Raw genomic sequence first — 19922 nt, 5'->3', positions numbered from 1 at the left:
CCCGGTCACTCCCAGCGGAACAGCCAGGCCGCGGCGGTGCCGGAGATCACGGTGGTCACCACGAGTGCGACGAGCTGTCCCGGCGCGGGTGCCAGTCCGGCCCAGCAGTCGCCCAGCAGGTCGAGTGTGGCACCGAACGGCAGGTACGCGCCGGCGTCGGCGAGCCAGCCGGGAAGGTGTTCCCTGCCGCCGAAGCCGCCGCCCGTCGCGAGGAAGGCGAAGAACAGCACCAGCCCGATCGCGACGGCGGCGTTGACCGTCGGGGCGATCGCGGCGACGAGCATGCCCACCGCGTACATCGCGGCGACCGCCAGCAGGAACACGCCGATCGCGCCTGCGAGCGAGCGCGGGACGGTGAGGTCGAACGCCAGCCGCGCGAGCACGAGGGCGAGCGCCACCCCGGTGACCGCCTGCACCAGGCTCACCACGGACTGCGCGACGAGCACGAGCGCCGGGTGCGCGGGCGTGACCGACAGCCTGCGCAGCACCCCCATCGTGCGGTAGCCCGCCAGGAACGACGGCATGTTCACGATGCCGATGAGCGCCACGACCATCGCGATCGTCATCGGCACGACGTAGGCGTCGAGCGCGGGCAGCCCCCCGAACGCGGGAACGGGTGTGCGGTCGGAGCCGAGGCCGTTCATCACCATGATCAGCATCGGCAGTCCGAACGGGACCACGAGGCCCGAGGTGTCCCTGGCGACGAGCTTCGCCTCGGTGAGCATGAGCCGCGCCCACGCGGCCGGGCCGGGGCGCGCGGCGACGATGGGGGCGACTGTCTCAGTCATCGGGGTTCTCCTCCGTGGTGCGGCCGGTGATCGCGAGGTAGGCGTCGTCGAGGGTGGCTTCCTCCAGCCGCAGCGCGGTGACGGTCACCGACCTGCGGGCCAGCTCCGCGGTGACGGCGGGCAGCATCTCGTCCGTTCCGCTCAACAGGAACTCGCCGTCGTCCTCCCGCACCCCCGTGACGCCGGGCAGCGCCTCCAGCACGGCGGCCTCGAGCGGTTCGCCCACCCGCAGCCGGATCCGCTGTCCTCCGCCCTCGCGGGCCACGAGCCCGTCAGGGGTGTCGAGGGCGACCACCCGGCCGCGGTCGAGCACGGCGACCCGGTCGCACAACCGGTGCACCTCCTCGAGGAGGTGACTGACGAGCACCACCGTCACGCCGGTGTCACGGATGCGCTCGACGATCTCCCAGATGTTCCTGCGGCCACGCGGATCGAGGCCGGTGCTCAGTTCGTCGAGCACGGCGACCCTGGGCCTGCCCACGAGGGCGAGCGCGATCGAGAGCCGCTGGGCCTGCCCACCGGAGAGCTTCCCGAACGGGCTCTCCCACTGCTCGGCGAGCCCGAGATCGGCCACGAGCCGCCGCGGATCGGCGCCGTCGCGGTAGAAGGAGCGGTACAGCGTCACCACCTCACCGACCCGCAGCGCCTCCGGGAGGTGCCCCTGCTGCAGTTGCACGCCCAGCACCTGCCGGAGCCGGGTGCGATCACGCAGGGGGTCGAGCCCGAGCACCCGGATCCTTCCCGCGTCGGGCGTGCGCAGGCCCGCGACGCACTCGACCAGTGTGGTCTTGCCCGCGCCGTTCGGGCCGAGCAGCCCGAAGATCTCCCCGCGCTCGACAGTGAGGCTGACGTCGTCGGCGGCCACCGTTGCGCCGTAGCGTTTTCGCACGCCGTCGATCTCGATCACGGCCATGTCTTCTCCGTTCTGCCGTCGTGGCGACGAAGGTAGGCAGCGCGAGGGATCAGGGGCAGGTGCCAGAGGTCATGATCGGCGACCATGACTTCCGGCACGGGTCAACGGCGGACGTCCTGCGTAGCCTGGGGCGATGAGCGAGTCACGGCTCGAGATCTGGACGGCGGCGAGCCTGGTCGCCGTCTCACTGCTCGTCGCGGTTCCCGTCGTCGTCGACCTGTTCGGCGATGGCACCGCGACCACGGGCCCGGCCTGGGCGTGGTGGATCTGCTATCTGGGCTATCTGGCCCTGCTGGGGCTCATCTTCCTGGACAACGCCACGGTCGTCAGGCGCCCGGTGATCGTGCTGGTCCCGCTCGCACTGTGCGCGGCAGGCACCGTCCTGCTCGCCGCACGCGCCGGCTTCACGCCGATCCTGCTGGTGTTCGTCACCGCCTGCGCGGCGACGCTGGGGTCCCGCCGGCTCACCGCCGTCTACCTGGTCGCCAACACCGGCGTGGTGGCGCTCGCCGCCGCGATCGCGGGCGGTTCGCTGCCGGAGGTGGGCCTGACCGCACTGGTCTACGCTGCCCTTCAGACGTGCTCGGTGTGGGCGGTGTGGAGCGAGCAGCGCGAGCGGACCGCACGCGAACGGCTCGCCGTGGCCAACACGGAACTGCGGGCGGCCACCGCGCTGCTCGCCGAGTCGAGCCGCTCGACGGAGCGCCTGCGCATCGCCCGCGAGCTGCACGACCTGGTGGGGCATCAGCTCACCGCGCTCGTCCTCGAGCTGGAGGTCGCCTCCCACCACCGGGGCGACGCCGCGGCCGACCACGTGCGCCGGGCCAGGGGGCTTGCCAGGGAACTGCTCGGTGACGTGCGCACGGCGGTCGGCGAGCTGCGGTCGCGCCCGCCCCGGCTGCGCGAGGCGCTGACCGAGATCGTCGCGGACCTGCCGCGGCCGCGCGTGCATCTCAGCGTCGCCGACGACCTCGAGCCCGACGAGGAGTGCGCCGTGACGTTGATCCGCTGCGTGCAGGAAGTGGTCACCAACGCCATCCGGCACTCGGAGGCCGAGAACCTGTGGCTGCGGGTCGACCGCGCCGGGTCCGGGGAGATCACGCTGCGCGCCGAGGACGACGGCCGTGGCGCCGAGCTGCTGCGGATCGGCAACGGGCTCACCGGCGTGCGCGAGCGCGTCGAACAGCTCGGGGGGCGGGTGAGCTTCGAGAGCAGGTCCGGTTTCCGCCTCGACGCGACGGTGCCCGCGCCGTGATCCGCGTGTGCGTCGTCGACGACCAGACGATCGTCCGGCACGGCATCCGCGGCCTGCTGGAGCTCTCCCCCGAGGTGACCGTCGTCGGCGAGGCCGGCGACGGCGACGAGGCGCTCGCCGTGATCGAACAGTGCCCGCCCGACGTGCTGCTGCTGGACCTGCGGATGCCGGGCAGGGACGGCATCGCCACGCTCCGTGAGCTGCGCGCTCGCGGCAGCTCGCTGCCCACGCTCGTGCTGACGACGTTCGACGACGACGAGCTCGTGCTCAGCGCGCTGCGCGCGGGCGCCCACGGCTACCTGCTCAAGGACGTGACCCTCGACCAGCTCATCGGGGCGATCCGGGTGCTGGCCGAGGGTGGCACGCTCGTGCAGCCCGCCCTCACCGACCGGCTGGTGCGCGCCGCGGGCGACCTGCCCCCGCAGCAGGAGATCGACGACCTCCCACCGCCACAGCCGCTGACCACCAGGGAGCTGGAGATCCTGCGGCTGCTGGCGGGCGGCTACGCCAACCGGGAGATCGCCGCGGCACTGCACCTCGCCGAGGGCACGGTGAAGAACCACGTGTCGAGCCTGCTCATGAAGCTCGGCGTGCGGGACCGGACGCGGGCCGTGCTGCGCGCGCTGCAGCACGGCCTGCTCACCGGACCGGGCTCGGCGCGTCCGCCCGCCGCCGGTTCCTGAACCACGCCCCCGCCGCGGGCGTGAGCAGCGCCAGCACCACGACACTCCACAGCACGACCGTGATCGGGCCGGAGAGCAGGATCGACGGGTCCCCTTCGGACAGTGTCAGCGCTCGCCGCAGCTGCTGCTCGGCGAGCGGTCCGAGGATCAGGCCCACGATCGCCGGTGCCACCGGGATTCCGGCCTCGCGCATGAGCAGGCCGAGCACCCCGAGCGCGCACAGGATCAGCAGATCCACTGTGGTCCCGCCGGCCGCGTACGCGCCGAGCGTCGCGAAGACGAGCACGCCCGCGTAGATCCCGTAGGAGGGAATGGTGAGCAGTTTCGCCCACATCCGCACCAGCGGCAGGTTGAGCACCAGCAGCATGACGTTGCCGACGTAGAGGCTGGCGATGAGCGTCCACACCAGCGGGCCGGACTCGCTGAACAGCTGCGGTCCCGGCTGCAGGCCGTAGGACTGGAACGCCGTGAGGATCACGGCCGCCGTCGCCGAGGTCGGCAACCCGATGGTGAGCAACGGCACCAGCACGCCCGCCGCGGCCGCGTTGTTGGCGGCCTCGGGTCCGGCGACCCCCTCGATCGCGCCCTTGCCGAACTCCTCGGGTTGCTTGCTGAGCTTCTTCTCGACGCTGTAACTCAGGAACGTCGGCACCTCGGCGCCACCGGCGGGCAGGCTGCCGATGGGAAAGCCCAGGGCCGTCCCGCGCAGCCACGACGGCCACGAGCGCCGGAAGTCCTTCCTGGACAGGATCGCGCGCTCGCGCAGTGGCTGCACGGTGCTGTGCCCGGTGCCGGTGAGCAGGTGCCCGAACGCCTCGCTGAGCGCGAACAGGGCCACCACCACGATCACGACGTCGATGCCGTCCAGCAGCGAGTCGATACCGAACACCAAGCGGGGCTGACCGGTCTGGGAGTCGATGCCGACGAGGCCGATGGTGATGCCCACCAGCAGGCTCGCGGCGCCCTTGAGCAGGCTCGGACCCAGCAGCGCGCTCACGGTCACGAACGCCAGCGCCATGAGCGCGACGTACTCGGGCGGGCCGAAGCTCGTCGCGAAGTCCGACAGCACCGGGGCGACGAACGTCAGCGCGACCGTGCCGATGGTGCCCGCGACGAAGCTGCCGATCGCCGCCGTGGCGAGCGCCGCGGCGGCCCGGCCCGCGCGCGCCATCTTGTTGCCCTCCAGCGCGGAGATCATCGACGCGCTCTCGCCGGGTGTGTTGAGCAGGATCGACGTGGTCGACCCGCCGTACATGCCTCCGTAGTAGATGCCGGCGAACAGGATCAGCGCGCTCGCCGGGTCGAGCCGGAAGGTGATCGGCAGCAGCAGTGCGACGGTGAGCGCGGGACCGATGCCCGGCAGCACGCCGACGGCCGTGCCGATCGTGACACCCACGAGCGCCCACAGCAGGTGCCCGGGGGTCAGCGCCGACGCGAACCCGTCGAGCAGGAGTCCGAACTGGTCCACTCAGAACCCCCAGGGTCCGGTCGGCAGCGTGAGGCCGATCAGGCGGTCGAAGACGAGGAAGACGAGCGCGGCGAGCGCCCAGCCGTAGGCGATCGCCTGCGGGGCCCTCGGCGCGCCGAGCAAAATGGCGGTGACGGCGAACAGCGCCGCCGACGACACCACGTAGCCGAGTACGGGCAGCAGCAGCGCGAACGCGACGAGCGCGGCGACCATGCCGCAGACGCGCAAGGCGCCGTGCGCGGGCCGCCGGGAGCCCGGCCGCGCGTCGCGCAGCTGAGTGCGGGCACGCACGAGCAGCGCCGCACCGACCGCGCCGAGCAGGACCCCGACGGGCAGCGGCACCGCGGCAGGTCCCACGATCCCGGAGGTCTCCGGAAGGCGTACGGCGTCCACCACCACGAGCACGGCGGCCACGAGCATCAGCCCGCCGAAGAGCGCGGTCGCGAGCACGGTCCTGCGGTCGTCGGTCACCCCGGTCTGTTCCACCGGCAGGGTTTCCGTCACGTCGCTCACCCCAGTCCGATCTCGTCGAGCACCCGCGACACGCGTTCCTGTTCGGACCGGACGAAGTCCTCGAACTCGGGGCCCGCGAGCGTCGCGTCGCCCCAGCCCCTGCGTTCGAGCGCGTCCCGCCACTCCCTGGTGCGCGTCATGTCCAGCAGCAGGCCCTCCAGTGCCCGCTCCTCCTCGGCGCTGATGCCCTTGGGCGCGGCCACGCCCCGCCAGTTCTGCAGTTCGACGTCGAGCCCGCCCTCGCGCAGTGTCGGCACGTCCGGCACTGCGGGCAGGCGCTCGGGGCTGGACACGGCGAGCGCGCGGACGGTGCCCGCCTCGATCTGCGGCTCGATCTCGGAGACGCCGGAGATCCCGATCGTCGCCCTCCCGGAGAGCAGCGTGGTGAGTGCCTCGCCACCGCCGGAGTGGGCGACGTAGCTCACCTGCGCGGGGTCACCGCCGACCGCCTTGGCGAGCATCCCGGCGAGGATCTGCTCGACCCCGCCCGCGGAGCCGCCCGCGATCGACACCGAGGGCAGGTCCTCGCGCATCGCGGCCACGAGGTCGGCGGTGTCGCGCAACGGCGAGTCCGCCGGCACGACGATCGCCTGGTAGTCGGTGGTCAGCCGCACGAGCGGGGTGGTGTCGGCGAGGGAGTGCCCCGAGCCGTTCGCCTTCACGGCGCCGACCATGATCAGCCCGGTGGTGAGCAGCTGGGTCGGGTCGCCGTCGAAGCGGACGAACTGGCTGAGCCCGATCGTGCCGCCCGCGCCCGCGACGTTGTAGACCTCGGTGCGCCCGACGAGTTCCCGCAGCGCGCCCTGCATCTCGCGCGACGTCTGGTCCCAGCCGCCTCCGGGCGCCGCGGGCGCCATGATCCGCAGCTGTTCCCCGCCGAGCACGTCCTGCACGGTCGAGCCCGCGTGTGACTCCCCCGTCGGCGTGGTCGCCACGACGGCGCCGGTGGCGACCACCGCCACCGTCCAGGGAACCCAGCGCGTCCAGCGCCGGGTGCGCTGCTCCGTACCCACCTGCTCGGCCGGTGAGCCTCGTTGCTCCATCGATGGTCCCTCGTCTCGGATCTGGCCGACCGGCATCACACCGCACCGGCTCGCTCTTCTGGACACGACTGTATACAGTGGTGTGCAGATGTTGACAAGCTTTGGAGGTTCGATGACGCAGGCCGCACCCGGTTCCGGAACCGAGCACGTCGACGTGGTCGTGGTCGGCGGAGGCAACGCCGGCTTCAGCGCCGCACACGCGGCGGCCGAGCGCGGACGGCGGGTCCTGCTGCTGGAGAAAGGAGCTCGCGGCCAGGAAGGCGGCAACAGCTTCTACACCGCTGGCGCGGTCCGGATCACGCACGACGGCCTCGCCTCCGTCGCCGATCTGCTCGACCCTGACGAGCGCCACGCGGTCACGGAGCTGCCGCCGTACCCGGCCGAGCAGTTCCACGCCGACATGACCAAGGTGACCTCCGGGCGCAACGACGCCGCGCTCACCGAGGTGCTGGTCGCCGAAAGCCAGGACACGATCCGCTGGCTGCACTCCAAGGGCCTGCGCTACCGGCTCATGTACGAGCGTCAGGCCTACCCCGACGACCAGGGCCGTCAGGTGTTCTGGGGCGGACTCGCCGTGGGCAACACCGGCGGCGGGCGCGGCCTCATCGCCGACCACACAGCGGCCGCCGCACGCGCGGGCGTGGAGATCCGTTACGGCGTGCGTGCGCGCGACCTCGTGCGCGACGGCGCCCGCGTCACCGGCCTGACCTGGACCGGCGAGGACGGCAACGAGGGCGCCGTGCACGCGGACTCCGTGATCCTCGCGGCGGGCGGCTTCGAGGCCAGCCCCGAGCTGCGGCAGGAACATCTCGGCGAAGGCTGGCAGCGCGCGAAGGTCCGAGGCACCCCGCTCAACACCGGCGACATGCTCACCGCCGCGATCGCCGCCGGGGCCGACACCTTCGGCGACTGGAGCACGTGCCACAGCGTCGCCTGGGACGCGTGGGCCGAGAACAACGAGAGCAACCGCGAGCTCACCAACCAGCTGACCAGAGGCGGCTACCCGCTCGGCATCGTGGTCAACAAGCGTGGCGAGCGGTTCGTCGACGAGGGCGCCGACTTCCGCAACTACACCTACGCCGTGTACGGCTCCCGGATCCTCGCGCAGCCCGAGGGACTCGCGTTCCAGGTCTTCGACGCGCAGACCCGCCCGAAGCTGCGCACCGAGGAGTACGACATGCCGGGCGCCTCCGTCGTCACGGCCGACACCCTCGACGAGCTCGCAGCAGGCATGGGCGTGGACGCCGAGGCGCTCGCGCGCACGGTGCGGGAGTTCAACAAGTCCATCGACCCCGACGTTCCGCTCGACATCGCCGTCCAGGACGGCAGGGCCGCGCACGTCGACCCGCCGAAGTCCAACTGGGCCATCCCGCTGGAGCGGGCGCCGTTCTACGCCTTCCCGGTCACGTGCGGCATCACGTTCACGTTCGGCGGGCTGCGGGCCGACACGCACGGGCGGGTGCTGGACGCCTCCGGCGCGGCGATCCCCGGGCTGTTCGTCTGCGGCGAGATGCTGGGCGGGTTGTTCAGCGGCAACTACCCCGGCGGCACCGGCCTCACCTCGGGCGCGGTGTTCGGCCGCCGGGCTGGGACACTGGCCTGAGCACGAGGCGAAAGGAACGAACCCGGCGATGACAGTCAGCGGCACAGGTGGGCGGACCGACGCACAGACCGTGTACGCCCAGTTGCGCGCGGAGATTCTCTCCGGCGCCGTCTCGCCGGGCGACCCGCTGCGGGAAACCGCGCTCGCGAGCCGGTTCGGTGTCTCCCGCACCCCGGTGCGGGAGGCGCTGCGCCGGCTGGAGCAGGACCGGCTGCTCGTCGCGGGCTCCCGCGGCATGGAGGTCCGCAGCATCGACCCCGAGGAGGTCGTGCAGATCTACGACATGCGCGTGCTGCTGGAGGCCGAGGCGGCGGGCCAGGCGGCCTCGGCCCGTCGCACCACCGACCTGCTCACGCTGGAGGGCCTGCTGTCGCGCGACCGCGAGCTGGCCGAGCCCGACGACGCCACGCGCATGCGCACCAACCTCGAGTTCCACGCCGCGCTGTGGCACGCCACGCACAACCCGGTGCTGATCGACCTCCTGGAGCGGCTCACCGGGCACCTGGTGCACGCGCCCCGCTCCACGCTGTCGGTCGGCGACCGCTGGACCGAGGCGCTCGGCGAGCACGAGGCACTGCTGAACGCCGTGCGGGCCAAGGACGAGACGCGCGCGCGGACCATCGCCGCCGACCACATGAACACCGCGCGCGCCATCCGCCTGAGCCTGCTCCGGGAGGCGGCGGCCGGGTCCTGACCGCGCCGCCCTCACCCATCACCTCGCCGCGAACACCAGCTCCTCGCTGTAGCGCGCGGAACCGTCGGCGTTGTCGCCGAGGTAGAAGTGCGTCGACATGGTCCGCTCGCCGGTGTCGAGCACCGAACGCCACAGCGTGCGCAGCGGGTAGCCGCCCGCGTTGCGCGCCTCGTACCGCACGTCGTCGAGCGCCGCCCGCAGCGCCGGACCGGACAGCTCGCCCTTCTCGTTCCACCGCCGCAGCGAGCGGTACCGGTGGTAGGTCTCCATCGTCTCCTCGTTGTCCTCGGGCAGGTTCCCGGGGTCCGGGTGGCAGTGGAGAAGGTGGTTGGTGACGCACAGCGCCGCGGAGTCCGCGTCGATGATGTGCTCGTCGCCGCCCGGCCCGCGCTCCCACACGAAGGCGTCCCCCGAGGCGTCGGCGACGAGGTAGTGCAGCGGTGTGCCGAGGTCGTAGTGTTTCGCCGCGAGCAGGGCCAGCCTGGCCTCCTCCGCCGTCGCGCACGTGTCGAGGACGAACCGGGGCAGCTGCCCGCTGCCGAGGCCGACCTGCGGGCCCGCGTCCACCGGAGCACCGGCGCTCTCGGCGTCGGCGATCAGCAGCGCCACGGTGAGGCCGTGCTCGTTGACGCCCTCCATGCAGCCCTCCAGTTCGTTCATCGTGAGCACCGTGGTGGCCGGCCCGTCGTCGGGCACGCTCGTGATCACGTAGGGCAGCGAGGCCATCGGCGGTGCGTCGTCCTCGACCGGCTCGCCGGAGAGCATCGCGAACAGCGCCGCCTCGCTGGTGAGGAAGAAGTCGTAGTTGCGGCCGACGAGGCCCCGGCCCTCCTCGGTGAGCGAGGGCGGGCAGAACGTCACCGAGCAGGCCGAGCCCTCGGGCACGCCGGTGATCGGATCGAGGAACACCGGGGCCTCCGGATCCACCCCGGCCACCGAGGCCGCCCCGCGCAGGCGGGCGGCGTGCTGCGGCCAGTGCTTCGCGAACCACTCGCGCCGGGCGCGGGCCCGGCGGGGGTCGGCGGCGAGCGGCCACCAGCCGTAGGTCTCCCGGGCGGCTTCGGCGAGACCTCTGCCGATCTCGGTCTGGCTGCCGGCGAGCCGCAGGCGGCGGACGGTCATGAAGTCGCCGTCGCGGCCACCCGCGACGATCTCGTGGTGCGTGGTCATCTGAGTTCTCCTTGTCGTTGTGCCGGTTCGCGCCACATCGGCCAGACCTCCGGGCCGTCGGGCAGGGTGATCGGGCCGCGGTGACGTGGAACCCGTGCCGCTCGTACAGCGGTCGGCTGCGGGCGGAGCTGGCCTCCAGGTAGGCGGGCAGGCCCTGCCGGTCGGCCCTCGCCAGCCGCTCGGCGAGCAGCGCCCCGCCGAGCCCGCTCCCCCGTCGGCCCGGCTCGACGCCGAGGAACGGCAGGTACAGGTGGGCCCGGTCGTGCGGGTGCCGCTGTGCCGCCAGCTCCGCGAACGTCACCAGCCGTCGCGCGTGCGGGAGCAGCTCCGGCGGCAACTCGTCGTCGGAGTCCCCCATGACGGACTCGCCCGCGGACAGCGGCACCCACACCGCCACCGCCGCACCGTCACCTGTCACGACCAGCTCGCCGTCGGCCGCCGACCGCGCAACCAGCGGCGCGAACAGCCGTTCGGCCGCCCGCGGCCGCGACTCGTCCTCAGGGAAGAGCCAGCACGACACGGGGTCGTCCTGGAACGCCGCGACGAGCACCCCGATGCTCGCACTCTCGTCGATCATCATGCGTACAACGTACCCACGCGCGAGCAAAAGAGTCTCTGAGTAGGACAAATATGGGGGTTCTCCCCACCTAGTGCACTAGTACACTTCAGAGGTGGACACCGTGCCTCCCTACCTCCGCATCGTCGCCTCGATCCGGGACCGCATCGCCGACGGCGAGCTGGCTCCCGGCGACCGCATCCCGTCGGCCCGGCAGATCGTCCGCGAATGGGGCGTCGCGATGGCCACCGCGACCAAGGTGCTCGCGACCCTGCGCCAGGAGGGGCTCGCCGAGGCCCGCACCGGCGTGGGCACGGTCGTGCGCGCCCCGTCGGCACCGCCCGTCCGCCGGACCGCCGAGGGCGCGCTGACCAGGCGACGGGTCGCCGAGGCCGGCATCGCGATCGCCGACGAGGAGGGACTCGGCGCGGTGTCGATGCGCCGCGTCGCCGCCGACCTCGGCGCCGGGGCGATGTCGCTGTACCGCCACGTGGCGGGCAAGGACGAGCTGGTGCTGCTGATGGCGAGGGACGTCTTCGCGCGCAACCAGCCGCCCATGCCAGGGCCTCCCGGCTGGCGCGCGAAACTGGAGCTGATCTGCCGGCTGCAGTGGAACACCTACCGGCGGCACCCGTGGCTCCCCGGGCTCGTGTCGATGACCCGGCCGCTGCTCATCCCCGAGGCGATGGCCCACACCGAGTGGACGCTCGCCGCGCTCGACGGGCTCGGACTCGGCGCGGACGAGCGCCTGCGCGAGGCGATGGCGCTACCCGCGCTCGTCAGGGGCCTCGCGCTGTCGGTCACCGCGGAGCTCGAGGCCGAGCGGGCGAGCGGGCTCACCAACCAGCAGTGGTGGCTGGCGCTGTCCGGCGAGGTCGGTGCCGTGCTCGGCACCGGCCGCTTCCCCCACCTCGCCGAGACCGACGGCCAGGTGGCCGAGGACCTCGACGGGGTGCTGGACCTCGGCCTGACCCGCCACCTCGACGGCCTGGCCCTGCGTGTGGCCCGGCTCTCCCGGCAGCGCAAATCTCCGTAGGTGCGTACGTAGCCCTCCCGATGTGCCCCGGCCGGGAGCGCGCGAACCTGGAACACGACCGATTCCCGGTACGGAGAGACCCATGCCCATCGACTCGCATCCGCAGCCCTGCCCCCACTGCCGGCGCCCCACGGTGCTGATGTCGTACCACTGGGGCCGCCAGTGGGTTCACGTCGGAACCTGGCGCCCCCGGTGCGGCGCCCCGACGTGGGCCAGGCGGGCGGCGAGGCGTACCGACGACCGCGTGACCCCGCGCGCGGCCTGAGGCGGCGGGTCCCTCCAGCCAGGCGACGCGTTACGGAGCAGGCACCGCCCGTACCGCGCTGCCAAGGGCGCGGCGGGGCCGAGGGTGTACTCCCCGCCACCCTCGCCCCGCCGCGCTCCTCCAATCCCGTTCCGGGCCCCCGAGCCGACTAGACTTCGGTGCGTGACTGCGCCGATCATGCTGCGCGGTTCCGTGGGCAACCTGCCCGCGGATCTCACCACGTTCGTCGGCAGGCGGCAGGAACGCGCCGACGTCAAACGGCTGCTCTCCGGCAGCCGCCTCGTGACCCTCACCGGACCCGGCGGCGTCGGCAAGACCCGGCTCAGCCAGCGCGCCGCGGCCGACGTCCGGCGGGCCTTCCGCGACGGGGTGTGGTTCATCAGCGCGGCGTCGGTCAGCAGCTCCGCGCTGCTCGCCGGGACCGTGGCCAAGGCGCTGGGCCTGCAGACGCAGCCCTCCACCCGGGTCGAGGACTCCCTCGTCGACCAGCTCGCCTCCCGCAGCGCCCTGCTCATCTTCGACAACTGCGAGCACCTCCTCGGCGCCTGCGCCGGCCTCATCGACGAGCTGCTGCGCGCCTGCCCCGAGCTGCACGTGCTGGCGACCAGCCGGGAGCCGCTGGGGATCATGGGCGAGAACGTGCTGCAGGTCGCCCCGCTGCCCGTGCCTCCCGACGAGCCCGGCACGAGCGCGGACCCCACCGCGTACGAGGCCGTCGCCCTGTTCGTCGACCGCGCCCGCTCCGTCGTGCCCGGCTTCCGGCTCACCGAGGAGAACCGCGACGCCGTCGTCACCGTGTGCCGCCACCTCGACGGCATTCCCCTGGCGCTGGAACTCGCGGCCGTCCGGCTCCGGGGCCTCTCACCGGCCGAGCTGGCCGAGCGGCTCAGCGACCGGTTCCAGCTGCTCAACTCGGGCAGCCGCACCGCACCGGACCGGCAACGCACCCTCCGTGGATGCGTCGACTGGAGCTACGACCTCTGCACACCGACCGAGCAGGACCTGTGGGCGTGCGTCTCGGTGTTCACCGGCGGGTTCGAACTCGACGCGGCCGAGGCGATCTGCGGCGTGGAACCCATGGCGCTGCTGGAAACCCTGCTGTCCCTGGTTGACAAGTCCATTGTGGTCTCCGAGGACGCAGGCGGCCGGATGCGTTACCGCATGCTCGAGGTGATCGCCCAGTACGGGCTGGAACGACTGCGCGATGCGGGCAAGGAGCACGCGGCGAGGGTCCGGCACCGCGACTTCTACGCCGCGCTGGCCGACCGGTCGGGAGCGGAGTGGATCGGCTCCGCGCAGCGGGAGTGGATGGACCGGCTGCGCCGCGACCACCTGAACTTCCAGGCCGCACTGGGCTTCTGCGTCGACCAGCCCGGCGAGGAGGAGGAAGGTCTGCGCATCGCGGGCGGACTGCGCGAGCACTGGCTGCGCTCCGGTGCCCTCGACGAGGGCAGGCACTGGTTCGATCTGCTACTGGCCCGGGGTGACTACTCCCCCGAGACGTGCGCGCGGGCACTCTACGCCGCCGCCTGGCTGGGTGTGGTGCAGGCCGACGTCGGCTACGCGGCGCCGCTGATCGAGCGGGGCCGCACAACGGCGAGGGAACTCGACGACGTGATGCGCGCGCAGTTCGACAACCTCAGCGGGATGATCGCGGTCCTCACCGGCGACCCCGCCACGGCGATCGCCGACAACGAGCGCGCGCTGACGGTCTTCCAGTCGGCCGGTGCCGTCAACCAGGAGATCAGCGCGCTGATCTCGCTGCAGCTGGCGTACGGCTCCGCGGGTGAGACCGAGCCCGCACTGCGCCGCCACGCCGAGTGCCTGCGCCGCTGCGAGCAGATCGGGGACTACTGGTTCCGCTCCTACAGCCTGTGGCACGCCGGCGTCATGTACTGGCAGCGCGGCGACGCCGAGCGGGCGATCACGACGCTGCGCAACGCGCTGCGGCTCAAACGGGACCTCGCCGACCAGCTCGGCGCCGCACTGTGCATCGAGGGCATCGCGTGGGCGACCACCCAGCGCGACCCGCAGCGTGGCGCCGTGTTGCTCGGCGTCGCCGAGGCCCGCTTCGACGCGCTGGGCACCAGCGCGAGCAGGCTGCCCTGGGTGGTCGGGCCCCACCACGAGTGCGTCGAGCGGCTGCGGCGGGAGCTCGGCGAGCGGCGGGTCCGGCGCGCGATGGAGAAGGGCACGCAGCTCGGCGCGGCCGAGGGCCTGGACTTCGCGCTCGAGGAGCAGCCCAGCGCGCCCGCACCGGAGACCGGCAGGCCGGCGCCGACCGCGCTCACCAAGCGGGAGAACGAGGTGGCCGAGCTCGTCGCACAGGGCCTGTCGAACAAGGCCATCGCGAGCACGCTGGTGATCTCGCAGCGCACGGCCGAGACCCACGTCGAGAACATCCTCAGCAAGCTCGGCTTCACCTCCCGCACCCAGATCGCCGCGTGGCTGGCGCGTGACACCGGCTGACCGCTGGCAGGTTGCGGACAACGCCACCGGCCGTACGCGGTGGCGTTGATACCGTGACGGCTCACCCCGGTTGGAGAGGAGCCCCGCGATGCGTGCCGGACCCGGAGTTCTCGCGGCCGTCATGACGGCGCTCGCCCTGACGCTGCCCGCGTGCGGCGCGGCCGAGCCGGGCGAGCCGCCGGACGTCTTCATGGAGTACGCCAGGTCGGGCGAGGTCGAGAACGACCGCTTCCCCACCGACAGCTCGGGTGAGGACCGGCTCGCCAACTTCGCGGCGTCGTACACGCCAGAGCAGTTGCAGACCGTGCTGCTCTCGGCGTACCCCTGCGCCGAGAGCGAGGAGTGCAGGCCGAACACGCGCGTGACGCAGGCGCGGAACGACTTCGCCGGCGCAGGCGGGGAGCTGTTCGGGAGGTCCATCGTGGCCCGTTACGAGGACGGTTCGCTGGAACTGGTGACCCTGTACGTCGCGCGCAGGCCCGACGGCGCGGCCTTGCTGATCGACTCGGAGGGCGGCACCTACGACGGGCTGGATGACTTCCGCGACGACAACGACCTGTTCGGCACCGGCGACTGGATCCTCGCGCCGCAGGACCTGACGGCCGTGCCCGGTGAGGGCCGGATCGTGACCGTCACCGGCAAGCTTCCCGTCCGCTGGCAGCCCTGGGTGTTCGGCGGCGCGGGCGCCGTGGTGGTCCTCGCCGGGACCGCCGTGGTCGTGCGCGGGCTGCGGAACCGGCGTGCCGGCGCCGCGGCCGCCTGAGCCTCGGTTTCGCCCGCCGCCTCCGGCGCCTACGGTGAACAGGTGGAAGCGCCGAACTGGTACGCCGCCCTGCGCGACGTCGTGGAGCTCGCCCACGTCGCGGGTGGCGACGACCTCGCCTGGGTCGTCGCGCGGGCGGGCTCGCGGGTCGGCCTCGACCTCGAGCTGTACCTCGCCGACCTTCCCCAGCGGCAGCTCCATCCGCTCCGCACCGACCTGGCCGAGCCGCTCGACATCGACAGCACGCTCGCCGGTCGGGCGTTTCGCCTGATCGAGCTGCTCGCCACCACCGACCGCACCACCGGCAGACCGGCGCTGTGGGTTCCGGTCGTCGACGGCACCGCGCGGATCGGGGTGCTGTCGGTGGTGCTGCCCGAGGGCGCCAACGCGGCCGACCGGGATCTCGCGGCGCGATGCTGGACGCTGGCGGGGCTGATCGGCCACCTGTGCGTCACCAAGTTCCCGCAGAGCGACACGCTGCACCGGCTGATCCGGCCCAAGGCGCTCGCGGTCACCGCGGAGCTGCTGTGGCAGTTGCTGCCGCCCAGGACGTTCGCGTGCCGCGACCTGACGGTGAGCGCCGTGGTGGAGTACTACGACCAGGCGGGCGGCGACGGCTACGACTACACCACGCAGGGCACCGTCGGGCACGTCGCCGTGTTCGACGCGACCGGTCACGACCTGCAGGCCGGGCTCGTGTGCTCGATGGCGCTGGCCGCCACCCGCCGGGCGCGCAGGGCCGGCCGGTCGCTGCTGGACATGGCGCGCCAGGCCGACGAGATCCTGCGCGCGAACGCGGCCGGTTCCCGCTTCGCCACGGCGGTGCTGGTGGAGCTGCGGCTCGACACGGGCGTCCTGTCGTACCTCAACGCCGGACACCCGCCGCCGATCCTGCTGCGCGGGGGCAAGGCGCTCAAGGAGCTGCCGGACGGCAGGCGGATGCCACTCGGGTTGCAACACCTGAGCGGGAAACCGGTGGTTCCCGGCCGGGAGAGACTCGAGCCGGGCGACCGGCTCCTGCTCTACACCGACGGCATCACGCAGGCCCGGGACGAGCACGGCGAGGAGTTCGGGGTGGAGCGCCTCACCGGGCTCGTCGAACGCCATTGCGCGGCGGGCCTGCCCGCGCCGGAGACCCTCCGCAGGATCAGCCACGCGATGCTGGAGCACCAGCAGGGCGTGCTCCACGACGACGCCACGCTGCTCATGATGGAGTGGCCGACGCCACCCCACCCCAACCTGCTCCCGGCGAACGTCTGAGCACCCCTTTGGGTGTCCACATCGGACCATGTCGAGCTCGAGGGCGGTCCAGACAACTTCACGACAAGCCCGGAAACCCGCTCATCTGAGCGAAACCGGCGTGATCCTCGCTGCGTGGTGTCCCGCCCTGTTGATCATTTGCTACAGTCCGCTCCGGGACTGGGTCGAGGCGACATCACCGGAAAGGCGGCCTCCAGCGACGTGTCGGAACGGTTCGAATTCGTGCTGGGCAGTGTGGAGGCGAGCGTCGTCGGACAGGCGCTGGGCGTTGACGTACGCCGATTCCCGCTGCGGATCCGCAACACCACCACCGACCCGGTACGGCTGATCAAGCTCGCCAAGATCGTCACCGGGGAGCTCGCCAAGCGCAGGCTCGTCGTCGGCAACGCACTGCACAACCAAGTCCAGAACGCGTTCGGGTTGTTCGGCGACCACCGCCTGTCCGTCGCGATCACCGGTATCGACGGACTCGGCGAGCACATCACCGTCCTCGCCTTCACCGACGGCTCCCAGGCACTCGGCATCACCCAGCGCGGCGACGACGAGCTGTTCTTCTCCCTCTTCTCCGACGACGAGTTCGTCGACGTCCTCGCGGGCGTGCTGCCCGCCGCGCAGGCCGCGCCCGGTGCCCCGGCCACGGTCCGCAGCAGCGTCACCGAGCACAAATCCGCGCTCGCGGCCCGCAGAGCGGCCGAACGCGAGCACGACGAGGAAGAGACTGACGCGTTCGGCAACATCAGCATCATCAGCATGGTCGAGCCCCCGCCGGAGCGGAACCGCGGCGACGGAGAGAGCGACGAGCGGCGGCTGCGCCGCGTGCTGGCCGGTGAACGGCACGGCGGTGGGCAGATCACCGTCACCGGCCACGGCGGGGCCGCCCCGCACTCGCTCAGCTGGCTCGACGCCGAGGCGGGCCGGTATCTGGTCCACACCACCGGCGACGGCGGTGAGTTCGTCGCCCGCTACGAACCCGCAGGCTACGACGACGTGGTTCGCGCCATCCGAGACGCGGTCTCCCGCGCCTACTGACCGGAGCAAGCATGAGCGATGACAACGTGCAGGAGCTGAGCAGGCAGCAGGCCGCCGCACCGATGACGTCGGCGAGGCGTGCGCTCAGCGGTGTGGAACTCAAGCAGCTCGCCGACCGGGGCGGCTTCGCGGTGGACGAGACCACCGGCGACCGGATGATCAGCGCGCTCGAGGACATGATCGACGCCCTCAACGAGCGGTGGGCGGCACTGGAGAAGCTGGGTACCGCTCCGCCGCTCAGCACGTCGGCCACGGCGCAGTGGGTGGCCCAGCACACGGTGCACACGGCGTCCGACGATCGCGGGCTGCTCACCCAGCTGCGGCGCGCCCGCGAGGAACTGCCCCAGTACGTCGAGGCCATACGCACGGCCAAGCGCCGTTACGCCGAGACGGAGTCGGGCACGCGCACCACTCTCGGCGGCTTCCAGCCCGACCTGTCCTGATCACCAGCTTCCGCCCGCACCGGGCGAGACCGGAATGAGGTGCCAGTTCCGTGTCCAGTTCCGCCGGCAAGACCGCAGCGGCGTCGGATCCCAGCAGCGAGGACTACGACCCGGCCAGCCCGTTCTACGACGTCACCCTCGACCCGTCGTCGAGGTTCTACGTCGGCCCGGTCGACGACGCGGCGCGCTCCGGCGACGACATCCGCGCCGAGGTGACCGCGCAGGTGGAGGACGACCCGCTCGCGAGCGCGCTCGCCGAGAAGCAGAAGGACCAGGAGATCCAGCGCCGCTACCTAAACGCGATCTCCGGCGCGCGGCAGGGCCTCGGCGACGGGCTCGAGCTGCGGCAAACGGGCGAGCGCCCCACGACCGTGTGGGACAACGCGTCGCACGAGCAGATGGTGGAGGTGCTCAACACGAACGCCGACTCCGTCGCGATCGCCGAGACCTCCGAGGAATGGGTGCGGCTCGGCAACGACCTCACGCTCCACCAGCGGGCCGTCACCGACGCCATCGACGACAGCATGGGCAACTGGACCGGCGAGGGCGGCGACGCGGCGCGCGAGCACCTGACCGAGGTGGCGAAGTGGCTCGGCCTCACCGCGCAGGGCGCGGTGCTCACCGGCCGCCAGCAGCAGATCCACTCGCAGACGCTCAACGAGTCGCAGAAGCAGCTGGCCGCCAACCCGCCGGTGCGGTTCTCGGCGCAGGAGGCCAACGCGCAGCTGATGCAGATCACCGATCCGGTGCAGTACGCGCAGGCGGCGTCGCAGGCGATCCAGACCATGCAGGCCCAGCAGGCGGCCCGCGCGCAGGCCGCGCGGATCATGACCCAGTTCGACGACACGGTCGGCACGGCGATCGACATGCCGCTGTTCGCGCCGCCGCCGAAGCTCGCGACCGCGACCGCGAGGACGGCCGCGCGGCTCGATTCCCGCGCCGGTGGCGGGGCCGGGGCGCCCGGTGCCACGGCGCGGCAGCCGGATCTCGCCGTCGCCGGCCTGGCCGGAACCGGCGCGAGTGCCGAGGGTCTCGTCGGTCCCGGGGGCACCGGCGGCATCGGTGATCCCGAGGGCGCTGGCGGCGTCGGCGCCGGAGTGGGCGCGGGCGGCGGTGCGCTGCCCGGTCGTGTCGACCCGGCGGCGGGCGGGACCGTGCCGCCCCTGTCCCCCACGCCGGGGACCACCGCCGGTCAGCCGCTGCCGCTCACCGCGACCGGCGGCGGCCTTCCCGGGGGCGTGAACCTCGACGACACCACGCACACGTCGAGTACCCCGGCCATGTCGGCCCCGCCACCGCTCAAGACACCGGACCTGCCCACGGGCGGCAACATCGGTGGCGCCGGAGGTCCGGGGGGCATCGGGTCCGGCCCCGGCGGTGTGGGGGTCGTGCCGGGTCTGCCCGGCAGGACGACGCCGTCGTCGTACCCACGGCCGGACTCGAAGGGGCCGGGGCTCGGGAAGACGCCCACGCTCGGCTGGTCGGGCGGCGTGAACGGCGACAGCATCTCCAGCAGGCTCGGCGGCCTCGACGGTGGCGGCGCGGGTGGTCCAGGCGGTTCGGCGCCGACGCTCGGCACCGGTGGCAGCGGCGGCGCGGGCGGGCTCGGCGCGGGCGGCGGTGCCGCGAGTGGCGCCGGGGCCGGCGGTGCCTCCAGTGGGGCCGCCCCGGGCCAGGCGTCGGGCGCGGCGAAGGGCGGTGTTCCGGGCGCAGCCGCCGCAGCCGCCGCGGGTGCCGCGGGCGCCGCGGGTGCGCGTGGCATGACCGCGGGCATGGCGGGCATGCCTGCCGGCGGCGCCGGCCGCCAGCAGGAGGAGGACAAGGAGCACCGCGTCGCCGACTACCTGGAGGCGGAGGAGAACCTCTTCGCCGGCGAGCAGGCGATCGCCCCGCCCGTGATCGGCGACTGGAAGAAGAACAAGGACGAGGACTGGAAGTAGCCGCGCCGGGTGGTGTGGCCGCCCCCGCGCC

General features: G+C 72.7%; 17 protein-coding genes and 1 pseudogene. 11 read left to right on the top strand and 7 right to left on the bottom strand.

Translation table 11 applies throughout. The annotated features are described in order from the left end of the window. Positions 1 to 5 precede the first annotated feature (5 nt). Positions 6 to 788: an ABC transporter permease gene (locus BA062_RS10640; RefSeq protein WP_110335885.1), complete on the bottom strand. Its 783-nt coding sequence runs from the start codon at positions 786 to 788 to the stop codon at positions 6 to 8. Further along, positions 781 to 1701: an ABC transporter ATP-binding protein gene (locus tag BA062_RS10635; protein WP_110335884.1), complete on the bottom strand. Its 921-nt coding sequence runs from the start codon at positions 1699 to 1701 to the stop codon at positions 781 to 783. Before BA062_RS10635 ends, BA062_RS10640 begins: the two co-directional genes overlap by 8 nt. Before the next feature lie 133 nt (positions 1702 to 1834). Here BA062_RS10635 and BA062_RS10630 point away from each other — a divergent pair, with 133 nt between their 5' ends. Then, entirely contained in the window at positions 1835 to 2956 is a 1122-nt protein-coding gene (locus BA062_RS10630) for a sensor histidine kinase (protein WP_110335883.1), read from the top strand. Further along, complete coding sequence (locus tag BA062_RS10625) at positions 2953 to 3639, top strand: response regulator (RefSeq protein ID WP_110335882.1); 687 nt, start codon at positions 2953 to 2955, stop codon at positions 3637 to 3639. The genes BA062_RS10630 and BA062_RS10625 overlap by 4 nt, the downstream gene beginning before the upstream one ends. Here BA062_RS10625 and BA062_RS10620 read toward each other — a convergent pair. From BA062_RS10620 to BA062_RS10610, 3 genes are read right to left on the bottom strand one after another with little or no spacing between them, the layout of a single operon-like run. Continuing rightward, positions 3596 to 5107: a tripartite tricarboxylate transporter permease gene (locus BA062_RS10620; RefSeq protein WP_110335881.1), complete on the bottom strand. Its 1512-nt coding sequence runs from the start codon at positions 5105 to 5107 to the stop codon at positions 3596 to 3598. The two genes, BA062_RS10625 and BA062_RS10620, sit on opposite strands and share 44 nt — an antisense overlap. Further along, positions 5108 to 5611 carry a tripartite tricarboxylate transporter TctB family protein gene (locus BA062_RS10615; protein ID WP_146240023.1) on the bottom strand — a complete coding sequence of 168 codons (504 nt, stop codon included), beginning with the start codon at positions 5609 to 5611 and terminating at the stop codon, positions 5108 to 5110. Between the two features lie 5 nt (positions 5612 to 5616). Then, complete coding sequence (locus tag BA062_RS10610) at positions 5617 to 6663, bottom strand: tripartite tricarboxylate transporter substrate binding protein (protein ID WP_110335879.1); 1047 nt, start codon at positions 6661 to 6663, stop codon at positions 5617 to 5619. A gap of 88 nt (positions 6664 to 6751) precedes the next feature. Here BA062_RS10610 and tcuA point away from each other — a divergent pair, with 88 nt between their 5' ends. Continuing rightward, on the top strand, positions 6752 to 8266 hold the full coding sequence (gene tcuA, locus BA062_RS10605) for an FAD-dependent tricarballylate dehydrogenase TcuA (protein ID WP_342768898.1): 1515 nt from the start codon (positions 6752 to 6754) through the stop codon (positions 8264 to 8266). A gap of 28 nt (positions 8267 to 8294) precedes the next feature. Next, positions 8295 to 8960: a GntR family transcriptional regulator gene (locus BA062_RS10600; RefSeq protein ID WP_110335877.1), complete on the top strand. Its 666-nt coding sequence runs from the start codon at positions 8295 to 8297 to the stop codon at positions 8958 to 8960. Positions 8961 to 8978: 18 nt separating this feature from the next. On the opposite strand, the gene BA062_RS10595 is transcribed toward BA062_RS10600, so the two are convergent. Next, positions 8979 to 10130 carry a C45 family autoproteolytic acyltransferase/hydrolase gene (locus BA062_RS10595; RefSeq protein ID WP_110335876.1) on the bottom strand — a complete coding sequence of 384 codons (1152 nt, stop codon included), beginning with the start codon at positions 10128 to 10130 and terminating at the stop codon, positions 8979 to 8981. A gap of 136 nt (positions 10131 to 10266) precedes the next feature. Further along, positions 10267 to 10488 (bottom strand): annotated as a pseudogene (locus BA062_RS41300) (GNAT family N-acetyltransferase); the annotation flags it as partial. A gap of 313 nt (positions 10489 to 10801) precedes the next feature. On the opposite strand from BA062_RS41300, the gene BA062_RS10585 reads away from it, so the two are divergent. The 7 genes from BA062_RS10585 to BA062_RS10555 all read left to right on the top strand — a co-directional run bounded on the left by BA062_RS10585 (position 10802) and on the right by BA062_RS10555 (position 19891). Further along, the gene (locus tag BA062_RS10585; protein WP_110335875.1) at positions 10802 to 11722 is read left to right on the top strand and encodes a GntR family transcriptional regulator; all 921 of its coding nucleotides are present in this window, start codon (positions 10802 to 10804) and stop codon (positions 11720 to 11722) included. Positions 11723 to 12149: 427 nt separating this feature from the next. Then, a complete protein-coding gene (locus BA062_RS10580) occupies positions 12150 to 14456 on the top strand; it encodes an ATP-binding protein (RefSeq protein WP_146240022.1) in 2307 nt (768 codons plus the stop codon). Positions 14457 to 14544: 88 nt separating this feature from the next. After that, the gene (locus BA062_RS10575) at positions 14545 to 15219 is read left to right on the top strand and encodes a hypothetical protein (protein ID WP_110335873.1); all 675 of its coding nucleotides are present in this window, start codon (positions 14545 to 14547) and stop codon (positions 15217 to 15219) included. 42 nt (positions 15220 to 15261) lie between these two features. Then, positions 15262 to 16479, top strand: a complete 1218-nt coding sequence (locus BA062_RS10570) for a PP2C family protein-serine/threonine phosphatase (RefSeq protein ID WP_110335872.1) — start codon at positions 15262 to 15264, stop codon at positions 16477 to 16479. Between the two features lie 201 nt (positions 16480 to 16680). Then, positions 16681 to 17508, top strand: a complete 828-nt coding sequence (locus BA062_RS10565; RefSeq protein ID WP_110335871.1) for an ESX secretion-associated protein EspG — start codon at positions 16681 to 16683, stop codon at positions 17506 to 17508. A gap of 11 nt (positions 17509 to 17519) precedes the next feature. Further along, positions 17520 to 17951 (top strand): hypothetical protein, encoded by a 432-nt coding sequence (locus BA062_RS10560; protein ID WP_245959765.1) that lies wholly within the window; start codon positions 17520 to 17522, stop codon positions 17949 to 17951. Positions 17952 to 18001: 50 nt separating this feature from the next. Then, positions 18002 to 19891, top strand: coding sequence for a hypothetical protein (locus BA062_RS10555; protein ID WP_110335870.1), 1890 nt, complete (start codon positions 18002 to 18004; stop codon positions 19889 to 19891). Positions 19892 to 19922 lie beyond the last annotated feature (31 nt).

It is taken from the genome of Prauserella flavalba (genome assembly GCF_003202235.1).
Lineage (GTDB): Bacteria > Actinomycetota > Actinomycetes > Mycobacteriales > Pseudonocardiaceae > Prauserella_A > Prauserella_A flavalba.
The sequence above is the reverse complement of the archived record's forward strand: the minus strand, read 5'-3'. Positions and strand labels throughout refer to the sequence as shown.